Below are 23147 nucleotides of genomic sequence, written 5' to 3'. Positions count from 1 at the left end.
GAACTCTTAAAGGTTTCAAAATTAGTTTTATTTTGTGATAACGGAAAAAAAATAGGGGGTCAAATGTATTTTTTTTATTAATTTTTATCAACACCCTACTTTTTTGCAGGGTATTTTAGTTTTATTTTAATTTTTATGGAGCATTTTTTTGATTTTAGCAATAAAAACTTCTTTTATATTTGCAAATAAATTTTCTTGATTATGGCAACACTTAGATTCGAAGCATTAAAAGAAACCTTAAATCGTAAATCTGTAATAGTTACAGAAACCGAAAGAAGGTCTGTATTGTTTGGTGAAAACGTTTTTAATCAGGCAACTATGCTTCAGTATCTAACCAAAGATGCTTACAATAGCGTCATGGATGCCATTGATAATGGTGCTAAAATTGATAGACAAATAGCAGATCAAATTGCATCAGCTATGAAGGAGTGGTCTTTATCTAAAGGTGTTACACATTACACACATTGGTTTCAGCCACTTACTGGTGCTACAGCAGAAAAACATGATGCATTTTTTGAAACTATTGGCGATGGTCATGGAATTGAAAAATTTGGAGGAGGTCAATTAGTGCAACAAGAACCTGATGCGTCTTCATTTCCGCATGGTGGTATTCGAAATACATTCGAAGCTAGAGGATATACTGCCTGGGATCCATCATCTCCAGCATTTATATATGGTACAACACTTTGTATTCCTACAGTTTTTGTCGCTTACACTGGAGAAGCTTTGGATTATAAAACACCATTGTTAAGAGCTTTGCACGCTGTGGATCAGGCTGCAACTGGGATTGCTAAATATTTTGATAAAAACGTAAAAAAAGTGAATGCCTCTCTAGGATGGGAGCAAGAGTATTTTTTAATTGATAAAGCTTTAGTAGAATCAAGACCAGATCTTGTAATGACAGGAAGAACCTTGTTAGGACATTCCTCTGCAAAAGGGCAACAATTAGATGATCATTATTTTGGTAGTATTCCAACGAGAGCACTGAATTTTATGAAGGACCTAGAAGTGGAATGTATGCTTCTTGGAATTCCGGTAAAAACAAGACATAACGAAGTAGCTCCAAATCAATTTGAATTGGCTCCGATTTATGAAGAAACAAATCTTGCTGTGGATCATAATTCATTGTTGATGGATATCATGGAAAAAGTGGCTGCTAGACATCATCTAAAAGTATTATTGCATGAAAAACCATTTGCAGGAGTAAATGGATCTGGAAAACATAACAATTGGTCTTTGGGTACGGATACTGGAGTCAATTTGTTAAGTCCTGGAAAAACACCGATGAGTAATTTACAGTTTTTAACGTTTTTTATCAATACAATCAAAGCGATTAATGAGTATGAGGAACTAATGAGGGCTGGTATTGCTTCTGCAAGTAATGATCATAGATTGGGAGCTAACGAAGCTCCACCTGCAATCATGTCCGTTTTTATTGGTGAACAGCTTACTTCCGTACTTAAGGATCTAGAAGGAGTAACCGATGGGAAATTGTCTCCAAAAGAGAAAACAGATTTAAAACTCAATGTAGTTGGTAAAATTCCGGAAATTTTACTCGATAATACCGACCGTAATAGAACATCTCCTTTCGCCTTTACAGGAAACAAATTTGAGTTTAGAGCAGTAGGTTCTAAAGCTAATTGTGCGAATCCTATGACAATCCTAAATACCATTGTAGCCAAACAATTGGTGGATTTTAAAAAGGAAGTAGATCTTTTAATTGATAAAAAAAGCCTTAAAAAAGACGAAGCAATTTTTAATGTATTAAGAGAGTATATCAAAACATCCAAGGATATTCTTTTTGAAGGAAATGGTTACGGAAAAGATTGGGAGAAAGAAGCTAAAAAAAGAGGGCTAAGTAATAATAAAACCACACCACAAGCACTAAAGGTAAAGATTTCTAAAAAAACACTTGATCTTTTCGAAAAGATGAGTGTGATGAACAAAATAGAAGCCGAGGCTAGATATGAAATCGAAATAGAAGAGTATGTAATGCGTATACAAATCGAAGGCAGAGTGTTGGGTGATATTGCCCGAAATCATATTATTCCAACAGCGATTAAGTATCAAAATATGCTAATCAATAATGTTTCTGGTCTAAAGAATTTATATGGAAATGATTTCAAGAAATACGGAAAAGAGCAAATGGATATTATCGAAAAGATTTCTGAACATATAGGTGCTATTAATATGAAGGTTAATGAAATGATTGATGAAAGACGAAAAGCAAATGCTTTAGAAAATCTCGAGAAAAAGGCAATTGGATATTGTGAAAAAGTAAAGCCTTTATTTGATCAAATTCGATATAACTGTGATGAATTAGAGCTGTTAGTAGATGATGAGTTATGGCCTTTAACTAAGTACAGAGAGCTTTTATTTATTAGATAGGTAAGAATTTACTGACCAAGATGTTTTTTTGTTTTATTTTTAACAAAAAATTAATATCTGTTAAAACCTTGAGAAAATCGCATAAAACTCTGTTTGTTATGGGTTTTCCGTAATGCATTTTATCGAATTCTTACTAATATTATAAAAATCCCCTTAATGTTTTCATAAATTTGTTTTGTTTCTAAAAAACAAAAGGATTCCCCTGTTAGGAATATCTCCCCAGATTTTTCATTGAAAACCCGATTTCAGATAGTGTTAAGGATTGTCTGAGATTGAATCATGCGCCCCAAAATAAAGAATTGAATTATTAATCAAATTTAATATATTTTACGTATGAAAAAAGTAATTTTTAGTCTAGCAGCTTTATTAAGCGCGTCAGTGATGGTGGCACAGTCAAACGCCAGTAGTGTTGATCAATCAGGTGATGCCAATGCAGCAAATATTACGCAAGTTGGTTTAGCAAACACTAACACAACTACTCAATTGGGATCGGGTAACAGCGCAGAAACCATTCAGGGTAGTGAAGCATTTGCTTCTAGAAACGGAGTTGTAACTCAGATGCAAACAGGTGATAAGAATACTGCATTTGCTCAGCACGAAGAAGACAGAAACGAGGTGTATCAGGTTCAGATTGGAAACGGTAACTCTGCTTCTGCTACTCAAAATCTTTTAAACTTTGGAGGAGATAACCTTTCTGAGCAACTTCAAGAAGGAAATGGTAATACTGCTACGATTTCTCAAGAAGGAGCAGGATTCTTTGGTGATGGATCTTTAAACTACGCTGGTCAAGGGCAATTTGGAGATGCAAATACTGCTACAACTTCTCAAGGTGGAGAAGAAAACTTTAGTTTAATCATTCAGTCTGGTTCTTTTAACACAGCTTCTATGGCGCAAGTAGGAGATGTAAACTTAGCAGATCAAAGACAAACAGGTGAGGCTAATTTAGCTGCTGGAGAGCAGTGGGGAACAAGCAATACTTTAATCCAGTCACAAACTGGTGGAGGTAATATCGCAACTTCTCTTCAAGGAAGTAGCTTCTTTGACTCTAGAGGAGGTATCGTAGATCAACTACAAGAAGGTGATGAGAACGAAGCTTTTGCTCAGCACGAAGAAGATAACAACTTTATTATCCAAACTCAAATTGGTGATGGAAACTCTGTTTCTGCTTCTCAAAACTTAGCTTTCTTTGGTGGTGAAAATACAGCAAGCCAATTCCAATTAGGAAATGGAAACGTTGCTACAGCTACTCAAGAAGGAGATTTCGGTCTTTTCGGAGAAAGTAACTTAGTATTACAAGGACAAATTGGAGACGAGAACACAGCTATCTCTTCTCAAAACGGAGCTAGTAATGTTAGTGATATCTTTCAGTTAGGAGATTCTAACTTTGCACAAGATACTCAGTTTGGACAAAGCAACACTACTTTTGTAACTCAAACTGGAGAGTCTCACAGTAGCATTATTCTTCAAAGTGGAACTGGAAACGCAGCTGTTGTAACTCAGTCTGGTTCTGGAGAACTATAAGAAATAATTTAATATATTTGAAAGGGTTATGCTAGCTAAGGTTAGCATAGCTCTTTTACTACTTTTAAAACCCTTTACTGATGAAAAAATATTTCGCATATTGTTTAGTGATAGTATCCTTACTTTTAGGTGAGAATATCTATGCTCAGAATAACGACGATCAGGATGAGTCATTGGTAGAGAGCCAGGAACGATTCATTACATTAAATCAATTACAAAATAACTCAGTTGTGCAAGCTCAAAGAGAAAGCTTTATGAATAATAACTCTGTTTTTATTCAGCAAGTGGGGACAAACAATCAGGTTTTTTCAACCATAACAGCGCAAACTTCTGATATTCGATTAAATCAGAACGGAGAACAAAACTTGATTGATATTAATGAGACTTCTAGGGATATCGAAAAGTTTATTACTCAAAACGGTAATAATAATCGTGTTATTGATTTTTCCTTTAATCCAGAAGTTTCTACCAATTTAGAAATTCTTCAAGATGGAGATAATCTTTCGTTTGAAAAGTTTGGTAGTAACGAATTATCAAATAATCTAAAATTTAAGATGACTGGAAATGCTCGTACGATTATCGTAAGAAGTTTTTAAGGTACTAAAAAGCGGTTTGTTTTATGCGTTTTAAACTAGCTGTAATATTTCTGTTTATATTCCAATTTGCTAGTAGCCAGTTTACCAATACTGATGTTATTGCTAAACTAAAGACAGAAAGAATTGATGATATTATTTCCGTAAATGCGGAGGCAACCAACGCCACCGAGGTATACAAAAGTTTAAAATATACGTTTTCAATTTTTAGAACCGATACCACAAAAACTGTTTCCAAAAGTAATCAAGAAGAAAGATTTACACTAGAAGCTAATGAACAAAAAAGTCTTACTAATACTACAATTGGTGTAGATGAGAAAGATAAAATTGTGATGCTTTTATTAGTCTATGAAGAAGACAAGATTGTGGGCAAAGCTCGAATTGCCTTTAATGAAAAAGATCAAAAAAAAGAAAAAGAAGAAGAAGAGTATGTTGAGGATGATGGTATTGTTTTAAAAGGTATTGTTATCGAAGAAACCAAAACAAAACCTGGAAAGGATTTTTATGATTTCTTTTATACTTCCTATACCTTAAATAGAATTAACGGTTCTAAGATAGTCGGCGTTTATGAAAAACTTAGTTTTGGTAGAAGCACCATCATTCAAGTAAAAATAGAAGATAAAGTCATTCATGAATTTTTAGGTAAACCAGATATCGAATATTTGGAGCAAATGTCAAAGGTTTCGATTCGAAGAGTTTATAAATATTTCAAGGATTTAAAGAAACAGAAAAGAGATATTTTTCAGTATTAATAATTACTTATAAAAATGAAGTCAATAATAGTCACTATAATACTTGTCTTTTGCTCGTATCAATACAGTATGGGTCAAGACTTGATTTATAGACCCAAGAATCCAGCTTTTGGAGGTGATACTTTTAATTATCAATGGTTGTTGAGTTCTGCAGAAGCTCAAAATACATTTACAGATGAAAGTGATTCTGATGGAGATAATAGATCAGAATTGGAGAGATTTACCGAAAGTTTAAACAATCAGTTGCTTAGTCAGATATCCAGAACTTTATTTAATGAGCAGTTTGGGCAAGAAGGTCTTACCGAAGGTACTTTTAGTTTTGGAACACTGTTTATAGAGATTTTTCCATCGGGAGAAGGTTTGGTAATTAATATTTTAGACACTAGCACAGGAGATCAATCCCAAGTAATAATTCCTAATTAAATTTTAATGTATCACAAGTTTTATCAAGTAATTCTAGTAATTACTTGTGTCATATTGTTATCCGGATGTGGAACATATTTTAACCAACCCATCACGGTAGAACAAGCAAGAATAGGGGAAGACACAAAATTCACTCAAACACTCAGAGATTTACCGGTACCAAAAGAACCTGTGGTTGTAGGAGTCTATAAGTTCAGGGATCAAACTGGACAATATAAACCTACTGAAGCAGGAAGTACTTTTAGTACTGCAGTTACTCAAGGGGCAACAACAATATTAGTGAAGGCATTGGAAGATTCTAAATGGTTTGTGCCTATCGAACGAGAGAATCTAAGTAACCTGCTGAATGAACGTAATATTATTCGTTCTACAAGAAAAGAATACCGAAAAAATAAAAACACGAATGAGCCACAATTGCCTCCACTTTTATATGCAGGTATTATTTTAGAAGGAGGGATTGTTTCTTATGATTCTAATATTATTACTGGCGGATTAGGAGCAAGATATTTTGGGGTTGGTGGATCTACTCAATACAGACAAGATCGTATTACTATTTATTTAAGAGCTGTTTCTACATCTAATGGAAAAATCCTAAAAACGGTATATGTTTCTAAAACAATTTTATCACAGGCGTTGGATGCTAGTTTCTTTAGATATGTGAAGTTTAGTAGGTTGCTAGAAGCGGAAACAGGATTTACTAAGAATGAACCAGGACAAATAGCAGTTTCTGAAGCGATAGAGAAAGCTGTAGAATCTTTGATCATTGAAGGTATTGAAGATAGATTGTGGAGTCCTGCAGCGGATCAGCAAGAGGTAAATGAACTTTTAGCAGACTACAATGCGGAAAAAAATGAAGCACAAAATACAGGACTTTATGAGCGTTATTTTAAGGAAAGACGTGGAAAAAAATCACTTTTTGTAAATGGAGGATTGGCATTAATTAGCGGTGATTATAATAATGCGGATTTATCATATTCTGCCAGAGTAGGAGGTAAATGGTATTTTAATCCATACATCAACGCTAATGCCAGTTTAAGTAAGTTTCAATTACGAAATGAAGAAGCATTCTCAGAAGGGTTTAATGCGATCGATATCAATGCTGAATTAACACTCTTGCCTTTTGAAAAACTTACACCTTTCTTTTTCGGAGGTTTAGGAACTGTAAATTCGGATGATTTTGATCGAACATTTTTTAAATTTCAATATGGTGGTGGAATAGAATATTTAGTTACTGATCAAATAGGAGTAGCGTTTAATGCTACTCATAATCTTGTTTTAGGAGATAAATTAGATAATGTATCGCAAGGTAAAAGAGATGATCAGTATTTTAATTTCTCTTTAGGACTCAATTGGTATTTTAAAAGTCCGTTAAAAATGGATAAAGAGTTACGTAAACAAAAACGTAGAGAAGAAAAAGAACTTCGAAAGTTAAAAAAAAGAAACAGACAAGTAATTGAAAATGGTGAGGTTCCTAAAGGATAATGCCTAAAACTCTTATGGAAATGAAAAGATATTTTATAAAATTAGTATTGGTTTTTACTGCGGTATTAGTGAATTCCTGTAGCGAAGATACTATCGATTTAGAAGGTTTAGGATCAGTACGTGGACGAGTAGTGGCTGTGGGTACCAATGAACCGTTAGAAAATGTAAAAATTTCAACAAATCCATCTTCTAGTACTGTTTTTACAGATGAAAATGGAGAATATTTAATAGAGAATATTCCTTCTGGAGATTATTCGTTAGCAGCTCAGCGCGATGGACTTTTGGCTCAATTCGAGGCGATATCTATCATTGCAGATCGAGAATTGGAGATCGTTTTTGAAATGGATATAGAAACTGCAGGGAATAGACCGCCTGATGCAGCTGTTCTAGATACTCCAGCAGACAATGCTGTAGATCAACCAGTAGAAGTTACATTGGTCTGGACTGGTGCAGATCCAGATGAAGATTCACTTACATATACAGTAACTTTGAGAAATGATGAAAATACAGATGTCGAGATATTCGAAAATATTACGGATACAACTTATGTGCTTACCGATCTTCAGTATAACGTAAAATACTTTTGGCAAGTAAGTAGTAGTGATGGAATTAATGATCCTGTAAATAGTAATACTTTTGCTTTTGAAACAGCAAGTCCTCCTAATAATCGAATTATTTATACTAGATCCGTTAGAGATAATAGTGTTATTTATTCTGCAAATGAGCAAGGGGATACAGAAATTCAATTAACTTCTGAAACTAACAATAGTTTTAGGCCAAGACGTCATGTTGCTACAGGGAAAATAGCATTCTTGCAGTCAGTAGGATCAGATACACATTTATTTGTTATGAATGAGGATGGAACTCAGGTTTCCCAGGTAACCTCTCAGGTGTCAGTTGCGGGATTTGATTTAGGCGAGATTGATTTTTCATGGTCCGATAATGGTGCAAGGTTATTATTTCCTAATCAAGATAAATTATATAGTATTGATGTTGATGGTAGTGGACTAACTCTTGTGTACCAGACATCTGATGGAGATCTAATTACAGAGGTGGATAAAAATGATAATAATGGAGTGATTGCTTTAAAAACTAATAATCTAGATGGTTATGAGGTGGAGATATTTACAATTAATGCAGCTGGAACAGTTCTAGAAACTATTTTAACTGGAGTTTCTGGAGCTGCTGGTAGTATTAATCTTTCTGTTGATGGCACAAAATTATTATATAATCAAGATATTTCAGGTTTTGAGAGTAGTGATTACAGACAACTAGATTCTCATTTGTTTATCTATGATTTTGGCGACAGTTCACGTTTAGATATTTCTATTCAGAAACCATCGGGGACTAATGATTTAGATGCACGATTTTCTCCAAATGAAGCTGCCGTGATTTTTGTGAATACATCTAATGATGGAATATCACAAAGAAATATTCAAACAATGACAATTCTTGAAATTGCGAATAGGGAAGATCTTATACTCAATGCCTCTATGGCAGATTGGGAATAATCTTAATGTCTTACAGAAAATACGAGAATTGCGATTTACTTCTAATAAATCGCAATTCTTAGTACTAAAATCGAAATTAATTCGATTATCTTTGCCCTTTACTAGTGGTATAATACAATAATAATGAGTCAAGAAGTAAGTAAACGCTACGCTCAGCGAGGTGTTTCGGCATCTAAAGAAGATGTTCATAGTGCAATAAAGAATATCGATAAGGGTCTTTTTCCACAAGCATTTTGTAAAATCGTTCCTGATTATCTTACAGCAGATGAGGACTATTGTTTAATAATGCATGCAGACGGAGCTGGTACAAAATCTTCTCTTGCTTATATGTACTGGAAAGAAACAGGCGATGTCTCAGTTTGGAAGGGGATAGCACAAGATGCATTAATAATGAATATAGACGATTTATTATGTGTAGGAGCTACGGATAATATCATGTTGTCTTCTACCATTGGTAGAAATAAAAATTTAATTCCTGGAGAAGTAATTTCTGCAATTATTAATGGAACAGAAGAGTTGTTAGAGGAGCTTAAAGGCTTTGGAGTTACAATTCATTCTACCGGTGGAGAAACTGCTGATGTGGGTGATTTGGTGAGAACAATTATCGTAGATTCCACAGTAACCGCAAGGATGAAACGTAAAGATGTTATTGATAATGCGAATATTAAGGTTGGTGATGTGATTGTAGGCCTTGCATCTTTTGGTCAGGCTACGTATGAAAAGGAATATAATGGAGGAATGGGTAGTAATGGGCTTACTTCAGCAAGACACGATGTGTTTCATAAGGTGTTAGCAGAGAAATATCCAGAAAGCTTTGATGCCGCAGTTCCTTCTGAACTTGTGTATTCAGGAAAAACAAAGCTTACGGATGCAGTAGAAAATGCTCCCATAGACGCAGGTAAACTTGTATTGTCTCCTACTAGAACTTATGCACCAATTATAAAAAAGATATTATCTAAATTTGATAGTGATACGATTCATGGAATGGTACATTGCAGTGGAGGAGCACAAACTAAGATTTTACATTTTGTAGAAAACCTTCATATTATCAAAGATAATTTATTTGATGTACCTCCTTTGTTTCAGTTAATACAAGAAAATTCTGGAACTGATTGGAAAGAGATGTATCAAGTGTTCAATATGGGGCATCGAATGGAGTTGTATGTTTCTCCTGAAATTGCAGATGAAATTATTAGTATTTCTAAAAGTTTTGATGTGGATGCTAAGGTTGTAGGTCGAGTAGAAGAAGCTGCATCCAAAAAACTTACTATACAGAGTGAGTTTGGTGAGTTTATGTATAGCTAAATAATCCCTTTTGTTTTGTGAGCATATTTTTCCCTTAGCAATTGTAGTTTTGGGTGTATGTAACGTTTACAAAATGGTTTTTCAGGATTATTAGTATAATAGTTAAGAAGTTCTTCTCTTGATGACTGAAATGATTGAAATTTTAGGATTTGAGTAATTAACTTATTATCAAAATCGGGATTTAGTTTTGAGATAATAGCAGCTATAACTTCTTTTTCATGATCATTAAAATAATAAATTGCACTTCTGTATTTTTTTCTGAAACTATGATTAGAAGTACTTTTATGTGTATGTAAATGGATTTCTATTAAATCATGTAACTCAATTGTTTGAGGGTCATAGGTTACGACAACTGCTTCAGAAAAATAATTATTTTGATCAGTGCTGGCAATATAGCCTTGTTCTACTTTTATGATTCCACGTAAGGACTGAAAAACAGCTTCTGTACACCAATGACATCCACCTCCAAAACCAATTTTTACATAACTCATAATTGTAAAAATCGTAATTAAATCCTTTATTAGTACTTTTAAATTAATTAAATAGTTATGGGGAATCCAATAATTAATATAAAGAAAGACGCTACAGATATTGTGTTTGAAGTATGTGCATTTATAGGTTTGGGAGTTTTGTTATTACTTCCGATTGTCTATAATGCTGATCTTCCAGATCAAATTCCAACACATTTTAATGCAAAAGGCGAACCAGATAATTACAGTTCTAAAACCTCAATTTGGGTGCTACCAGTAATTGGGTTGTTGATGGTAGTAGGTCTTTATATTCTTAATAAGTTTCCTCATAAGTTCAATTACCCTTCGAAAATATCAGAAGATTCAGCTCCTAGGTATTATAAAATAACCACTAGATTAATAAGAGTAATTAATTTAATCATTGCATGGTCTTTTGCTTATATTTTATATGGTTCTATACAGGTTGCGATTGGGGCTTATGATGGTTTAGGAAATTGGTTTTTGCCAGTATTTATTGGTGCTTTACTCGGTGTAATGATATATTTTATTTTGAAATCTAGGAAAATTACTAATTGATTTTCGAGAGCTCGAAACATTTGTTCAAGCTCCCGAGAATGTAAACTTTGGTCTGTAAGGTGTTATCCGAGTTCTTTGTTAAATTGAATTGTTTCTGATTCGTTGTCCTCTTCTTTTGTTTCTATGAGTTCAATTGTGTTATCATCATTGAATTTACCTTCTTTTTTCTGATAGAAGATGGGTACAGGAATCATTGCGACCATAATAATAAATAATACTAAGACAATTCGTCTTATTGCTTTTTTAAATCTTTTCATTTTTAAAATAGTGTAAACCACTAGCAGGTACGATAGTGGAATTAATGATATTTGAAATAAAGGATTAGGTCTTTTGGAAGACCTATATTTTAAACAAAAAGACTTTCTTCTTCAGAAGAATAAGTAGGGATGTGGAATAATAAATGATACTTAATTTCCGATGAAATTATCGTATCAAGTTTTTTATACATGATCGAAGCAATAGTTTCATGGTGCTTCGAAATTGAACTTAGTGTGGAGGTAATAATAAAATAGGAAGACTTATTAAACGCATTCCCTAAAGAAATTACTTTAACTAAGCTTTGCTTATCAGAAACAACAAGTTCAATATTTTCTTGAAAAGAAATAGGTGATGTATAATTAGAATATCCTCCAATGCCCAAAAAGAGCAAAAGAGTCATAAACCAACTAAAAATCAGCTTTTTGTTGTATGTATTATTGTTTCCAGTCATATGAGTTGTAAAGATACATTTTTTTGAGTTACAAGATTGTTGTTTAGATTCAGAAAATGCGTATGACCTTTGCTCAAAAAAATGTACTTTTGTAAATTCCACGGACAGGACAGATAGAATTATGATTGATAAATTAAATATTGTTAAGCAGCGATTTGATGAGGTGAATGATTTGATCATTCAGCCTGATATTATTGCAGATCAAAAAAGATATATAAAGCTTAATAAAGAATATAAAGATCTCAAGGCATTAATGGATGAAAGAGATCGGTATATCGAGTTAACGGATAATAAGAAAGAGGCTGAAGAAATTATTTCAGATGGGAGTGATCCAGAAATGGTAGAAATGGCTAAAATGCAGTTAGATGAGGCTAAAGAGGAGCTACCTGCTTTAGAAGAGAAAATTCGTTTTATGCTTGTTCCTAAGGATCCGGAAGATGCTAAAAATTGCGTGGTCGAAATTAGAGCGGGAACAGGTGGTGATGAGGCGAGTATTTTTGCGGGAGACTTATTTAGAATGTATACTAAGTATTGCGAAGGAAAAGGATGGAGTACTAGCGTAGTGGATCTTAGCGAAGGAACTAGTGGCGGATACAAGGAGATTATTTTCGAAGTGAATGGAGAAGATGCGTATGGAACCATGAAATTTGAAGCAGGAGTGCATCGTGTGCAAAGAGTTCCACAGACAGAAACGCAAGGTCGAGTGCATACCAGTGCAGCTACTGTAATGGTATTGCCAGAAGCTGAAGAGTTTGATGTAGAATTGGATATGACAGAAGTAAGAATTGAACGAACCACTTCTACAGGACCAGGAGGACAGTCAGTGAATACCACATATTCTGCTATTAAGTTACATCATGAGCCTACAGGAATGATCGTAAGTTGTCAGGATCAGAAATCATCCCACAAGAATTTAGAAAAAGCACTAAAAGTACTTAGATCGAGATTATATGAATTAGAACTTGCCAAAAAGCAAGCTGCAGATTCTGAAAAGCGTAAAAGTATGGTTTCTTCTGGAGATCGTTCTGCTAAAATTAGAACTTATAATTATCCGCAAGGTCGTGTTACAGACCATCGTATCGGGTTAACTTTATATGATTTAAGTAATATCATAAATGGAGATATTCAGAAAATTATTGATGAACTTCAGCTAGTAGAAAATACAGAGAAATTAAAAGAATCCAACGAAGTTTTTTAGTCTTAATATGATTATAAGACTAGAGAAAAGGATTTCTTTAAGAAGACAAAAAGAGGAAAGTTTTAAAACTTTCCTCTTTTTTATATAATATACTTGGTTAGTTATTTTAACGTGTATGATTTTGGTGCTTCTTCTACTTTTTTTGCTCGGACTACGAAATAAAGACCAACTAAAATAAAAGGTATGCTCAGCCATTGTCCTGTAGATAGGGCATCCCCTAAAGCATCTTCAAAACCACCTTGACTCTTTTTAACACTCTCTACGATAAATCGAACAATAAATATCAACATCATATACATACCAAAAAGGAATCCTCTATTGTTTCTTTTGTCCGTTTTCCAATAAATAAACCAAAGAATCAAGGATACAAAGATATATCCAAAAGCTTCGTATAATTGTGCAGGATGTCTATAAGGAATGGCCTCTAAAAGGTTTGCGAATTTAGGATTATTTACCACTGCAGAATAAGCCTCATTTACATTTTTAATTCCAGTTTCCCTTATCACTTCTGCTTTACTTAGACCATCACGGATAAATTTTACCCCAAATGGCGAATCTCCTGAAGGTTCTCCTATAATTTCTGAATTAAAGAAGTTTCCTAAGCGAACAAAAATACCTCCAAATGCTGCAGGAATAGTTACTCTATCCATTACCCATAATGGGTGTTTTTTTAATACATTTTTAGAGTAATAATACATAGCAATGATAAATGCAATGGCAGCACCATGGCTTGCAAGTCCTCTAAAACCAATGAATTCAAACGCAGGATTAAACTTAAACGGTAAAATGATTTCAAGGAGATTGTTTCTGTAGTAGTCCCAATCATAGAAAAATACATGACCAAGCCTAGCTCCTAATAGTGTTCCTATGACAGCATAGATAAAAACAGAATCTAGTTTTTCCATAGAAATCTTTTCGCGGATGTATATTTTTTTCATCAAATACCATCCTAGAGAAAAAGCAACAACAAACATTAGGCTGTAGAAACGAACGACAAAAAAACCAAGATCCAATCCTTCGATCGGATTCCAAACTATTTTAGAGAATATCATATAGAAATCTATTTTTCTAGGGTAAATATAGGTATTTAATTGAAGTCAAAATTATAATTGAAATAATATTGAGTTAAACTATCATATGATTGAGTTAACTTTTCTTTTTGCAGCAAGAATCAGGAACAGGATCATATCCGCTGCCTCCCCAAGGATGGCAACTAAAGATACGTTTTATAGCAAGTTTTCCACCTTTGATTAATCCGTGTTTTCGAAGCGCTTCTAAACTATAATGCGAGCATGTTGGCTGATATCGACAAGTTGCAGGTGTTAGTGGAGAGATGAAATTTTGATAAAACTTAATCAATCCAATAAAAGGAGCTGTCAAAATTTTTCGCAACGTTATTCTAGAGCTCAAAATATATTAGTTAAGGGTAAAGCTGGTTCCTTCTCGACCATCTTTTAACTGGATACCCATTGCTAGCAATTCATCTCTTATTTTATCACTAGTAGCAAAATCTTTGTTTGCTCTAGCCTCAGCTCTTAAATTGATTAACAATTCTACCGTGCTAGAAAGCTTATCGCTAATATCTGAAGATGCTTCATTAATATTTACTAGTCCTAAAACATCAAAGACAAAATCATTTATTTTTGTTCTAAGATTTTCATAATCCTCCTTAGAGATAGTAGCTTTTTCTTCTTTTACAGAATTGATGAATTTTACCGCTTCAAATAGTTTAGCTATCAAAATCGGACTATTAAAGTCGTCATTCATGGCATCGTAACATTCTTTTATCCAATTTTGAACATCGAAACCATTGGTATTATCGCTGATTTTTAGATTTTCTAAGGTTTTAACGGATTCCATTAACTTGTAGAAACCTTTTTCAGAAGCTTCTAAAGCATCATTAGAAAAATCTAAAATGCTTCTGTAATGAGCTTGTAACATGAAAAAGCGCGCTACTGTTGGAGCAAAAGCTTTATTCAATTTATCACTCTCGCCACTAAATATTTCTGCCGGAGATAGAATATTTCCAGTGGATTTTGACATTTTTTTACCATCTAACGTCAACATGTTAGCATGCATCCAGTAATTTACTGGTGTTACTCCACAAGCGGCTTCTCCTTGGGCGATTTCACATTCGTGATGTGGGAATTTAAGATCCATTCCTCCCCCATGAATATCAAATTTTTCGCCTAAGTATTTTGTGCTCATTACGGTACATTCTAAATGCCATCCTGGGAAACCGTCACCCCAAGGTGATGGCCATCTCATAATATGTTTAGGTTCTGCTTTTTTCCATAAGGCAAAATCCTGTGGATTTTTCTTATCACTCTGAGCAGTCAATTCTCGGGTATTAGCAATCATATCTTCTAGATTGCGGCCACTTAATTTTCCGTATTGATTAGTTTCGTTAAATTTCTTTACATCAAAATATACAGATCCGTTAACTACATAAGCAAATCCGTTATCAATAATAGTTTTAATAATCTCAATTTGCTCCACGATATGACCAGTAGCTGTAGGTTCTATACTCGGTGGAATGTTGTTGAACTTCGCTAAAATATTATGAAAATCCAAGGTGTAACGTTGTACAATTTCCATGGGTTCTAGCTGTTCTAAACGTGCTTTTTTAGCAACTTTATCTTCACCTTCATCAGCATCATTTTCTAAATGACCAGCATCTGTGATATTACGAACATAACGTACTTTATATCCTAGGTGTTTTAAATATCTATAGACTAAATCAAAAGAAATAAATGTTCTGCAATTCCCTAAATGTACGTTACTATAAACAGTAGGTCCACAAACATACATGCCTATGTTTCCTTCTGTTATAGGAATAAATACCTCTTTCTGACTAGAAAGAGAGTTGTAAATTTTAAGTTCCTGAGTTTTGTACAACGGAGTTGCTACCATAATTTTGATTGTGCTTATTGTGATTGATTAATAAATGTGGATTAAAATCTAGTGTCTAATTTAATGTAGTCTAAAAATTCTCTACGAACAGATTCTTCTTTGAATTTACCTCCAAATTCGCTAGTAACCGTACTACTTTCGATATCTCTAATTCCTCTAGAGTTTACGCATAAGTGTTTTGCATCTATCACGCAAGCAACATCTTTAGTGTTTAGTACTACCTGAAGATCCTGAACTATCTGCATCGTCAAACGTTCTTGAACCTGTGGCCTTTTTGCATAATAATCCACGATACGATTCATTTTTGATAGGCCAACAACGGTACCGTTAGAGATATAAGCTACATGTGCTCTTCCTATAATGGGGAGTAGGTGGTGTTCGCAAGTAGAATAAACAGTAATGTTTTTTTCAACAAGCATTTCACCATATTTGTAGTTATTATCAAAAGTAGAGGCTTCTGGTTTTCGCTGCGGGTGTAAGCCTGCGAAAATTTCATTTACAAACATTTTTGCAACTCGTTGTGGAGTTCCACTTAGACTATCATCATCAAGATCTAATCCTAAGGTTTCCATAATGTGTCTTACATCTTCTCTAATCAAAGCGATTTTTTCTTTATCACTTAATTTAAAAGCATCTTCTCTTAGAGGTGTAGTTGCGCTAGTAGCTACATGATTATCACCTAGCGCTTCAATAGCTTCAAGGGCCTTGTCTATCTTCACAAGTTCAAATTTTTGTTATTACTTCAAGAATTATAATCGTACACTTGTGTTTGCAAATGTTTATTATCTAAAATTGAAAGAAGATTACTTGTACTTACAATTTTAAGGTATTCTTTTTTTAATTTCCTACATTTTATAATCAAGTTAAATTCTAAAAATTGTAATTCAAAAGAAATCAATTATAAAACAGGCTGCAAAGATACAATTTTGTCTTTTTACTTAGTAAAAGCTATGTTAACAATTATAAATATTCTTGTGGTTTTCTAGACACTTTCTTAAAAATTAGTAAATTTAATTCCTACACAAGAAAATAGACTAACCTACGTTATATAAAATATGTCAAAATTACTACCTCAAATCTTATTTTATTTTGCGCTATTTGGCCTTTGTGGTCAATATGTCAATGCTCAGGATTTTGATACTGCCTGTCAGAATTCTCAACCCTTTTGTTCTGATGAATCGTTAGAACTTACTTTTCCCAATACAACTGGTGATATCAGTGGGCTAGGAGAAGTTGGGTGTTTAAATACTACTCCAAACCCTTCTTGGTATTTTATTCTCATAGATGAACCTGGCGAATTAGTCTTTGATATTCGTCAATGGGTAGATGCTGATGTAGATAGTCGTTTAGATCGTGATGAACGACAGTTAGATGTTGATTTTATCGCGTGGGGACCATTCCAGACATCTTTTATTATCGATTGCGAAGATCAGCTTTCTCGTGGATGTGACCTTAATGGAGATGGTGAGAATATACGACCAGCAGAGTGTGTGAACAATGTAGATGAGCCAGATTTTTATATTAATGATGAGGATAATACAAATATTGTAGATTGTAGTTATGCAAGAACCTCAGATGATAATTTTATTGAGACTTTTACGATTCCTGATGCTCAAACAGGTGAGTTTTATATTGTGTTAATCACAAATTTCGCTGATGAAGCAGGAGTAATTCAATTAGAGCAGACCAATCTTGGTGAAGATGGAGCAGGAACTACAGATTGTAGTGTGTTGGAACCTGGGATACCACAAGATAGAATAGCCACTTGTGGAGAGTTTCCTTTAACAATAGAAGGTAGGTTTCCAGCAAGTTCAGGTCCTCCTGCGGTTCCAGCTGCGGTAACATTTCAATGGGCTAGAGCAGATTTAGGAGATACTAATTTTGTGGATATACCCGGAGCTACATTTCCTTTTTATGATAATGTTACTTCAAATGGGATTTATCAATTGAGGGGTTTTGATTCAAACGGTATCGAAGTGCCAGACTCACCAGATCAGGTATCTGTATTAGATGTTTCGCAAATAGCTTTTCAGGTAGATTATACTATAACAGAAGAATCTTTTTCAGGGTTTTATACACTTACTGCAGAGGTATCTACAGATCCTATAGTAGAGGCGGAAGGCTTTACTGACTTTGAATACCGATTGGACAGAGATATTAATATGGATGGAGTGTTTGTTGAGTATAGAGAATATCAATCATCACCCGTTTTTGAACAGGTTCCTCCTGGAGATTATAGAATCGTTGCTAGATATGCAAACTGTCCAGATAATGAAAGAACCTCAGTGGATATTATGATTCTGGGATACCCTAAATATTTTACACCTAATGGAGATGGTTTTCATGAAACATGGAACCTTATAAATCCAGAAGATCAACCTACTCCCGCGTTAGTGTATATTTTTGACAGACACGGTAAATTGTTAAAACAATTAAATCCAACTGGGCCTGGCTGGGATGGAACCTATAATGGAAATTTAATGCCTTCTTCTCAATATTGGTTTAGAGTAGAATTTAATGAGCAATCGGATCGGGATCCGAATAGAGGTAGAAGAACTTTTTCTGGAAGTTTTTCTCTAATTCGATAAGAAATAAAAAAGGAGTTGATGCTAATCAACTCCTTTTTTATTTTGCGACTTTATATCTTTTATAAATTGAGACTGAGTGTAAATGTAAGGTTGTCTCTATAACTATCTACAAAAGCAAAATTGGTGAACGAAGAATTTGGATAAAATTGCTGATTTCGTTGTTGCTCAGAATAGTCATAGGCTACATCAAATTTAACTTTCCCAAAATTATAACCAATACCAAGAGATAGACCAGTTCTATCTCCAAGAGTTATTTCGTCCTGATATGGACTTTCTTCGTAGCTGTAACCACCTCTAAAACTCCAGTTTCCATTTCTTAATTCTCCTCCAATTCTAAGAGTAGAAGCTCCTTGTAAAGTATTTTCTATTTCTCTGTTCAAATCTGAAAAATCATCAAATCCATCTGAATCAAATTCAGTTGATCCATAATCTTTGTATGAATAATCTAGGCTAATAAGACCTCGTTTTCCAAATAAGATAGCAACACTTCCAGTTGCTCTTGCTGGAGTTCGTAATTGATACTCCGGAAAAATATTGATTACATTAGGGTCGACAACATTAATATTTCCTGTGGTGTTAACCGTTCTAACGCGTTGCGAAGTCTCTTCTTCAATATAATACCATGTTGGTGACTCGAAGGAAGCTCCTAATCTTAAACGATTAGATACTTTTAAGATTCCACCTACTTGTGCAGAAAATCCCGCACCAAAGGTAGATAATCTATTAGTAAAAGAGATTTCATTTATACTACTTCCAGCATTATTATTGAACTCATCAAATATGGTAACTCTATCATAATTGATAAAATGTGAATTTAAATTGAATCCCAAATGGAATCTTTCGTGTATTTGCATTCCTGCATTTACGGTAAACTTACCATTAAGTCCTGTGCTTTCGTAATAATAATCTTGATCAACTGGATTGTTGATGTCTGTAACTACAGCAGAAGAATAATTTACATTATCAGGATCACTTGGGTCATCTGCGATGATGATACCACTTTGATTTCCTAAAAAAGCTTGTTGATATCTAAAACCATTATTGCCACTATTTTCACCAAGATCTATATAAACATCTTGGACGCTTTCATTTCCTGTAGTCGGTCCAACGATTGAAAGTGGCACACCTTGAGCCTGTGCTACAAAATATTCGGCAATCGAATTGTTACTACTTCCAAAAGCAAATAATTCTTCAGCAAAATCGGTTGTTTGGTCATAAGCAATTCCTAATGATATTCTGCCAATTTTGGAGGATTCATTTCTGTTATTGTATACAAAAACAGCTCCTAATTGATTAAAATTTAGATTAGTAAAAGAGGATTCGTTAAAACCATTTAGATAGCTTACATCATTTTGAATATTAGATGATGAAAGTGTAATAGATCCTGATGAGTTAAGAAATACAGCAGAGCCTGCAGGGTTGATTTGCAAGGCAGAAAGATCGCCACCTAAAGCTCCAAATGCTCCACTCATTCCTCTAAAGCGAGCTGTTCCTAAAATTTCTTGTTGAGAAAATCTAACCGCATCAGTGATATCCTGCGCATTTGTTAAAGAGAAGGACAATATGCTTATAATTAAAAATATCTTTTTCATATATGGATTCGATAAATAAGAGAAACTCTTAATTATTTATATATAACAAGTAAATACGATCAAGATATTAGTAGGGTATTAAAATGCTATAAATATCTTGATCGAATAAACTGTATTATACTGTAATAGGTTTATTTGTTATAAATGAAATTAAGTAGAGGTAACTACTTGTGTTGTATTATCTTCTTCCACCACGACTTCTTCCGCCACGGCTACCACCTCTTGATCCGCTGCTTCTAGATCCACCACTACTTCGGTAAGAACCAGAACTACGACTACTTCTTGAAGATCCTGAGTAACTTCTAGATCCAGAACTTCTGGAGCTCCTAGAGCTTCCGCTATAGTTTCTTGATCGAGAACTACTCCTGTTAGGGCTAACAGATCTTGATCTTGAGTAATTTCCGTTATTAGAGGATCTAGTTCTTCCAGAGTATGTAGAAGTTCTTGTACGTCTATTATTGTTAGCAGAAATTCTTCTCCTATTATTATAGGAACTTCTGTTATTATAATTTCGGCTTCTGGATCTATTATTAAAAGATCTAGATCTTGCATTGTAAGCGCTTCGGCTTCTGAAATTACTAGCGTATGCATTTCTAAAGCCACGATTTCTAAATCCTCGATTGTATGCTATTCTGTTACGTCCATAAAAACCATATCCGTAGTTGTAATAAGGAGGACACCAGAATCCGCCGCCATACCAGTATGGGTTACCCCATCCGAATCCAGCATTCCAGCCCCAGTTGTTCCAGCCCCATCCAAATCCAGGACCCCAACCAGCATTCCAACCCCAAGAGTTGAATCCCCAGTTGTTCCATCCCCATCCAATACCAGGACCCCAGGCATTCCAACCCCAGTTATTCCATCCTGTATTAATGATGTTGACAGATACTTCGTCATAATCACTACCCCATGTAGGTTGACCACCTTCATAGTTTAAAGCTACATCAGTAGTGTCTGCTGGATTGTAATTATCACTAGAATAAGAATCTATATCAGTAAAAATCGCATCTTGTTCAATTACATTGTCAATCTGAGCAGATTTTTCTGAAAAATAATTAGAATAATAATTTGAATTAGATTGTGGTGTGGTTTCAGTTGGTTGAGGTTCATAGTTCCTTTGGCTTCTTGCTTCACCATAAATACCATCATCATACGATACATATTCATACGAGCCACAAGATGTCAACATAAGAACAGAGACTGCTAGGAAAGTCCCCACAGCTCCATTTTTTTGAAAATAATTTTTAAGTCGCATATCTCCTTATTTTATTGTTGAACAATACAAATTTAGTTAGTTTTGCGCTAACTATTTTTTATTTAACAAAGTCACAACATTTGTGCCAAATAGCAAGTTATGAGCAAAAATCTAACGAAACGTAGTGAAGATTATTCTAAATGGTATAACGAATTAGTCGTAAAGGCTGATTTAGCTGAGAATTCAGCGGTAAGAGGGTGTATGGTAATTAAGCCCTATGGGTATGCAATTTGGGAGAAAATGCAGGCTGAATTGGATAAAAAATTTAAAGAAACAGGTCATCAAAATGCATATTTTCCTCTTTTTGTGCCTAAAAGTCTCTTTGAAGCAGAAGAAAAAAATGCAGAAGGGTTTGCAAAAGAGTGTGCTGTAGTTACCCATTATAGATTAAAAACAGATCCAGACGATGCTTCGAAATTAATAGTGGATCCAAACGCAAAATTAGAAGAAGAACTTATAGTACGTCCTACTTCTGAAGCTATAATTTGGAATACCTATAAAGGTTGGATACAGTCTTATAGAGATTTGCCGATATTAGTGAATCAATGGGCAAATGTAGTAAGATGGGAGATGAGAACACGTTTATTTTTGAGAACGGCGGAATTTTTATGGCAGGAAGGACATACGGCTCATGAAACAAGACAAGAGGCTATTGCAGAAACGGAACAAATGAACAACGTATATGCAGATTTTGTTGAAAATTTTATGGCGATTCCCGTTGTAAAAGGAAGGAAGACAGAGAGCGAACGTTTTGCGGGTGCTGAGGATACTTATTGTATCGAAGCGTTAATGCAAGATGGAAAAGCACTTCAAGCTGGAACCTCTCATTTCTTAGGGCAAAACTTTGCAAAAGCTTTTGATGTGAAATTCACCTCTAAAGAAGGAAAACAAGATTATGTTTGGGCAACTTCTTGGGGAGTTTCGACAAGATTAATGGGGGCGTTGATTATGACGCATAGTGATGATAATGGGTTGGTTTTACCTCCTAATTTAGCTCCAATTCAAGTGGTTATTGTACCTATTTATAAAGGAGAGGAGCAGTTAGATCAGATTTCGGAAGTAGCAAATCAGTTAGTTGCGGATTTAAGAGCTAAGGGGATTTCGGTAAAATTTGATAATCGAGATACACATAGGCCTGGAGCAAAATTTGCGCAGTATGAATTACAAGGAGTGCCTTTGCGCATTGCGATAGGACCTAAGGATTTGGAAAAAGGAACTGTGGAGCTTGCTCGTAGAGACACATTGTCAAAACAGTTTGTACAAAAGGATGATGTTGTTAACACCATTGAAGCTTTATTAGTGGAAATCCAGGAAAGTTTACATTTAAAAGCAACTCAGTATAGAGATAGTCATATTACTGAAGTAAATTCTTTTGAAGAGTTTAAAGAAGTTTTAGAGAATAAAGGAGGGTTTATATCTGCTCATTGGGATGGTACAGCAGAAACAGAACAAAAGATAAAAGAGCTAACAAAAGCTACTATACGTTGTATTCCTTTTGATGCGAAAGAAGAAAATGGTGTTTGTGTGTATAGCGGAAACCCTTCTAAAGTAAGGGTGTTATTCGCAAAAGCATATTAATTTTAGAAAAAAATAAAATAACACTTGCGCCATTAAAAAATAGTTGTATTTTTGCATCCGCAATTAGGCAAACAACTATGGCCCGTTCGTCTATCGGCTAGGACGCCAGGTTTTCATCCTGGTAAGAGGGGTTCGATTCCCCTACGGGCTACGAATAAAAAAATAATTGCAAGTTTAGAGTGAAAGCTATAAATTTGCACTCCTGGAAAAAGGAAAATGGCCCGTTCGTCTATCGGCTAGGACGCCAGGTTTTCATCCTGGTAAGAGGGGTTCGATTCCCCTACGGGCTACGA

At 34.5% G+C, this 23147-nt stretch carries 21 protein-coding genes and 2 tRNA genes; 14 read left to right on the top strand and 9 right to left on the bottom strand.

Features of this window, described 5'->3' with window-relative positions:
- Positions 1 to 201: 201 nt before the first annotated feature.
- From Q1B37_RS17645 to Q1B37_RS17610, 8 genes are all read left to right on the top strand, one after another.
- Complete coding sequence (locus tag Q1B37_RS17645; protein WP_299608166.1) at positions 202 to 2388, top strand: glutamine synthetase III; 2187 nt, start codon at positions 202 to 204, stop codon at positions 2386 to 2388.
- A 333-nt stretch (positions 2389 to 2721) separates the two neighbouring features.
- Positions 2722 to 3909: a hypothetical protein gene (locus Q1B37_RS17640; RefSeq protein ID WP_299900770.1), complete on the top strand. Its 1188-nt coding sequence runs from the start codon at positions 2722 to 2724 to the stop codon at positions 3907 to 3909.
- Between the two features lie 80 nt (positions 3910 to 3989).
- Positions 3990 to 4505, top strand: a complete 516-nt coding sequence (locus tag Q1B37_RS17635) for a hypothetical protein (RefSeq protein ID WP_299608161.1) — start codon at positions 3990 to 3992, stop codon at positions 4503 to 4505.
- A 23-nt stretch (positions 4506 to 4528) separates the two neighbouring features.
- Positions 4529 to 5254, top strand: coding sequence for a CsgE family curli-type amyloid fiber assembly protein (locus Q1B37_RS17630; protein WP_299900767.1), 726 nt, complete (start codon positions 4529 to 4531; stop codon positions 5252 to 5254).
- A gap of 15 nt (positions 5255 to 5269) precedes the next feature.
- Entirely contained in the window at positions 5270 to 5677 is a 408-nt protein-coding gene (locus Q1B37_RS17625; RefSeq protein WP_299608156.1) for a curli production assembly/transport component CsgF, read from the top strand.
- Positions 5678 to 5683: 6 nt separating this feature from the next.
- A complete protein-coding gene (locus tag Q1B37_RS17620; RefSeq protein ID WP_299900764.1) occupies positions 5684 to 7159 on the top strand; it encodes a CsgG/HfaB family protein in 1476 nt (491 codons plus the stop codon).
- 20 nt (positions 7160 to 7179) lie between these two features.
- Positions 7180 to 8670: a carboxypeptidase regulatory-like domain-containing protein gene (locus Q1B37_RS17615; RefSeq protein WP_299900761.1), complete on the top strand. Its 1491-nt coding sequence runs from the start codon at positions 7180 to 7182 to the stop codon at positions 8668 to 8670.
- A 123-nt stretch (positions 8671 to 8793) separates the two neighbouring features.
- Positions 8794 to 9975, top strand: a complete 1182-nt coding sequence (locus Q1B37_RS17610) for an AIR synthase related protein (RefSeq protein WP_299900758.1) — start codon at positions 8794 to 8796, stop codon at positions 9973 to 9975.
- On the opposite strand, the gene Q1B37_RS17605 is transcribed toward Q1B37_RS17610, so the two are convergent.
- Positions 9972 to 10466, bottom strand: coding sequence for a peptide-methionine (S)-S-oxide reductase (locus Q1B37_RS17605; RefSeq protein ID WP_299900755.1), 495 nt, complete (start codon positions 10464 to 10466; stop codon positions 9972 to 9974). The two genes, Q1B37_RS17610 and Q1B37_RS17605, sit on opposite strands and share 4 nt — an antisense overlap.
- A gap of 57 nt (positions 10467 to 10523) precedes the next feature.
- On the opposite strand from Q1B37_RS17605, the gene Q1B37_RS17600 reads away from it, so the two are divergent.
- Positions 10524 to 11021: a DUF1648 domain-containing protein gene (locus Q1B37_RS17600; RefSeq protein WP_299900753.1), complete on the top strand. Its 498-nt coding sequence runs from the start codon at positions 10524 to 10526 to the stop codon at positions 11019 to 11021.
- Between the two features lie 62 nt (positions 11022 to 11083).
- Here Q1B37_RS17600 and Q1B37_RS17595 read toward each other — a convergent pair whose 3' ends face one another.
- On the bottom strand, positions 11084 to 11278 hold the full coding sequence (locus tag Q1B37_RS17595) for a hypothetical protein (protein WP_299608140.1): 195 nt from the start codon (positions 11276 to 11278) through the stop codon (positions 11084 to 11086).
- A gap of 89 nt (positions 11279 to 11367) precedes the next feature.
- Complete coding sequence (locus Q1B37_RS17590) at positions 11368 to 11730, bottom strand: hypothetical protein (protein WP_299900750.1); 363 nt, start codon at positions 11728 to 11730, stop codon at positions 11368 to 11370.
- 121 nt (positions 11731 to 11851) lie between these two features.
- Between Q1B37_RS17590 and prfA the strand changes: the two genes are divergently transcribed.
- A complete protein-coding gene (prfA, locus tag Q1B37_RS17585; RefSeq protein WP_299608135.1) occupies positions 11852 to 12928 on the top strand; it encodes a peptide chain release factor 1 in 1077 nt (358 codons plus the stop codon).
- Between the two features lie 101 nt (positions 12929 to 13029).
- Here prfA and lgt read toward each other — a convergent pair whose 3' ends face one another.
- The 4 genes from lgt to folE all read right to left on the bottom strand — a co-directional run bounded on the left by lgt (position 13030) and on the right by folE (position 16560).
- Positions 13030 to 13980, bottom strand: coding sequence for a prolipoprotein diacylglyceryl transferase (gene lgt / locus Q1B37_RS17580; protein ID WP_299608132.1), 951 nt, complete (start codon positions 13978 to 13980; stop codon positions 13030 to 13032).
- A 94-nt stretch (positions 13981 to 14074) separates the two neighbouring features.
- The gene (yidD, locus tag Q1B37_RS17575; RefSeq protein ID WP_299608698.1) at positions 14075 to 14320 is read right to left on the bottom strand and encodes a membrane protein insertion efficiency factor YidD; all 246 of its coding nucleotides are present in this window, start codon (positions 14318 to 14320) and stop codon (positions 14075 to 14077) included.
- Between the two features lie 24 nt (positions 14321 to 14344).
- Positions 14345 to 15841 carry a cysteine--tRNA ligase gene (cysS, locus tag Q1B37_RS17570; protein ID WP_299608129.1) on the bottom strand — a complete coding sequence of 499 codons (1497 nt, stop codon included), beginning with the start codon at positions 15839 to 15841 and terminating at the stop codon, positions 14345 to 14347.
- A gap of 41 nt (positions 15842 to 15882) precedes the next feature.
- The gene (folE, locus tag Q1B37_RS17565; protein WP_299608126.1) at positions 15883 to 16560 is read right to left on the bottom strand and encodes a GTP cyclohydrolase I FolE; all 678 of its coding nucleotides are present in this window, start codon (positions 16558 to 16560) and stop codon (positions 15883 to 15885) included.
- Positions 16561 to 16896: 336 nt separating this feature from the next.
- Between folE and Q1B37_RS17560 the strand changes: the two genes are divergently transcribed.
- Positions 16897 to 18429 (top strand): T9SS type B sorting domain-containing protein, encoded by a 1533-nt coding sequence (locus Q1B37_RS17560; RefSeq protein WP_299900748.1) that lies wholly within the window; start codon positions 16897 to 16899, stop codon positions 18427 to 18429.
- 59 nt (positions 18430 to 18488) lie between these two features.
- Here Q1B37_RS17560 and Q1B37_RS17555 read toward each other — a convergent pair whose 3' ends face one another.
- Together Q1B37_RS17555 and Q1B37_RS17550 are read right to left on the bottom strand one after the other, a co-directional pair.
- The gene (locus Q1B37_RS17555) at positions 18489 to 20021 is read right to left on the bottom strand and encodes an outer membrane protein transport protein (protein WP_299900746.1); all 1533 of its coding nucleotides are present in this window, start codon (positions 20019 to 20021) and stop codon (positions 18489 to 18491) included.
- A gap of 178 nt (positions 20022 to 20199) precedes the next feature.
- Positions 20200 to 21276, bottom strand: coding sequence for a hypothetical protein (locus tag Q1B37_RS17550; RefSeq protein ID WP_299900744.1), 1077 nt, complete (start codon positions 21274 to 21276; stop codon positions 20200 to 20202).
- Between the two features lie 99 nt (positions 21277 to 21375).
- On the opposite strand from Q1B37_RS17550, the gene proS reads away from it, so the two are divergent.
- The 3 genes from proS (at position 21376) to Q1B37_RS17535 (ending at position 23144) form a co-directional block, all read left to right on the top strand.
- Complete coding sequence (gene proS, locus Q1B37_RS17545) at positions 21376 to 22854, top strand: proline--tRNA ligase (protein ID WP_299900742.1); 1479 nt, start codon at positions 21376 to 21378, stop codon at positions 22852 to 22854.
- Positions 22855 to 22933: 79 nt separating this feature from the next.
- Positions 22934 to 23005: transfer RNA gene (locus Q1B37_RS17540), tRNA-Glu, on the top strand.
- Between the two features lie 67 nt (positions 23006 to 23072).
- Positions 23073 to 23144, top strand: a tRNA-Glu gene (locus Q1B37_RS17535).
- Positions 23145 to 23147: the final 3 nt, after the last annotated feature.

This window comes from uncultured Aquimarina sp. (assembly GCF_947492965.1).
In the GTDB taxonomy this organism is placed as follows: Bacteria; Bacteroidota; Bacteroidia; order Flavobacteriales; family Flavobacteriaceae; genus Aquimarina.
Note: the sequence above shows the minus strand (reverse complement) of the source record. Positions and strands in the feature narration are given on the sequence as shown.

Coding starts and splice junctions, on each gene's coding strand:
- Q1B37_RS17620 (WP_299900764.1), top strand. CDS start 5,684: ATGTATCACAAGTTTTATCAAGTAATTCTAGTAATTACTTGTGTCATA.
- lgt (WP_299608132.1), bottom strand. CDS start 13,980: ATGATATTCTCTAAAATAGTTTGGAATCCGATCGAAGGATTGGATCTT.
- prfA (WP_299608135.1), top strand. CDS start 11,852: ATGATTGATAAATTAAATATTGTTAAGCAGCGATTTGATGAGGTGAAT.
- Q1B37_RS17610 (WP_299900758.1), top strand. CDS start 8,794: ATGAGTCAAGAAGTAAGTAAACGCTACGCTCAGCGAGGTGTTTCGGCA.
- cysS (WP_299608129.1), bottom strand. CDS start 15,841: ATGGTAGCAACTCCGTTGTACAAAACTCAGGAACTTAAAATTTACAAC.
- Q1B37_RS17630 (WP_299900767.1), top strand. CDS start 4,529: ATGCGTTTTAAACTAGCTGTAATATTTCTGTTTATATTCCAATTTGCT.
- Q1B37_RS17615 (WP_299900761.1), top strand. CDS start 7,180: ATGAAAAGATATTTTATAAAATTAGTATTGGTTTTTACTGCGGTATTA.
- Q1B37_RS17560 (WP_299900748.1), top strand. CDS start 16,897: ATGTCAAAATTACTACCTCAAATCTTATTTTATTTTGCGCTATTTGGC.
- Q1B37_RS17635 (WP_299608161.1), top strand. CDS start 3,990: ATGAAAAAATATTTCGCATATTGTTTAGTGATAGTATCCTTACTTTTA.
- Q1B37_RS17555 (WP_299900746.1), bottom strand. CDS start 20,021: ATGAAAAAGATATTTTTAATTATAAGCATATTGTCCTTCTCTTTAACA.
- Q1B37_RS17590 (WP_299900750.1), bottom strand. CDS start 11,730: ATGACTGGAAACAATAATACATACAACAAAAAGCTGATTTTTAGTTGG.
- Q1B37_RS17645 (WP_299608166.1), top strand. CDS start 202: ATGGCAACACTTAGATTCGAAGCATTAAAAGAAACCTTAAATCGTAAA.
- Q1B37_RS17625 (WP_299608156.1), top strand. CDS start 5,270: ATGAAGTCAATAATAGTCACTATAATACTTGTCTTTTGCTCGTATCAA.
- proS (WP_299900742.1), top strand. CDS start 21,376: ATGAGCAAAAATCTAACGAAACGTAGTGAAGATTATTCTAAATGGTAT.
- Q1B37_RS17605 (WP_299900755.1), bottom strand. CDS start 10,466: ATGAGTTATGTAAAAATTGGTTTTGGAGGTGGATGTCATTGGTGTACA.
- Q1B37_RS17600 (WP_299900753.1), top strand. CDS start 10,524: ATGGGGAATCCAATAATTAATATAAAGAAAGACGCTACAGATATTGTG.
- Q1B37_RS17640 (WP_299900770.1), top strand. CDS start 2,722: ATGAAAAAAGTAATTTTTAGTCTAGCAGCTTTATTAAGCGCGTCAGTG.
- Q1B37_RS17595 (WP_299608140.1), bottom strand. CDS start 11,278: ATGAAAAGATTTAAAAAAGCAATAAGACGAATTGTCTTAGTATTATTT.
- Q1B37_RS17550 (WP_299900744.1), bottom strand. CDS start 21,276: ATGCGACTTAAAAATTATTTTCAAAAAAATGGAGCTGTGGGGACTTTC.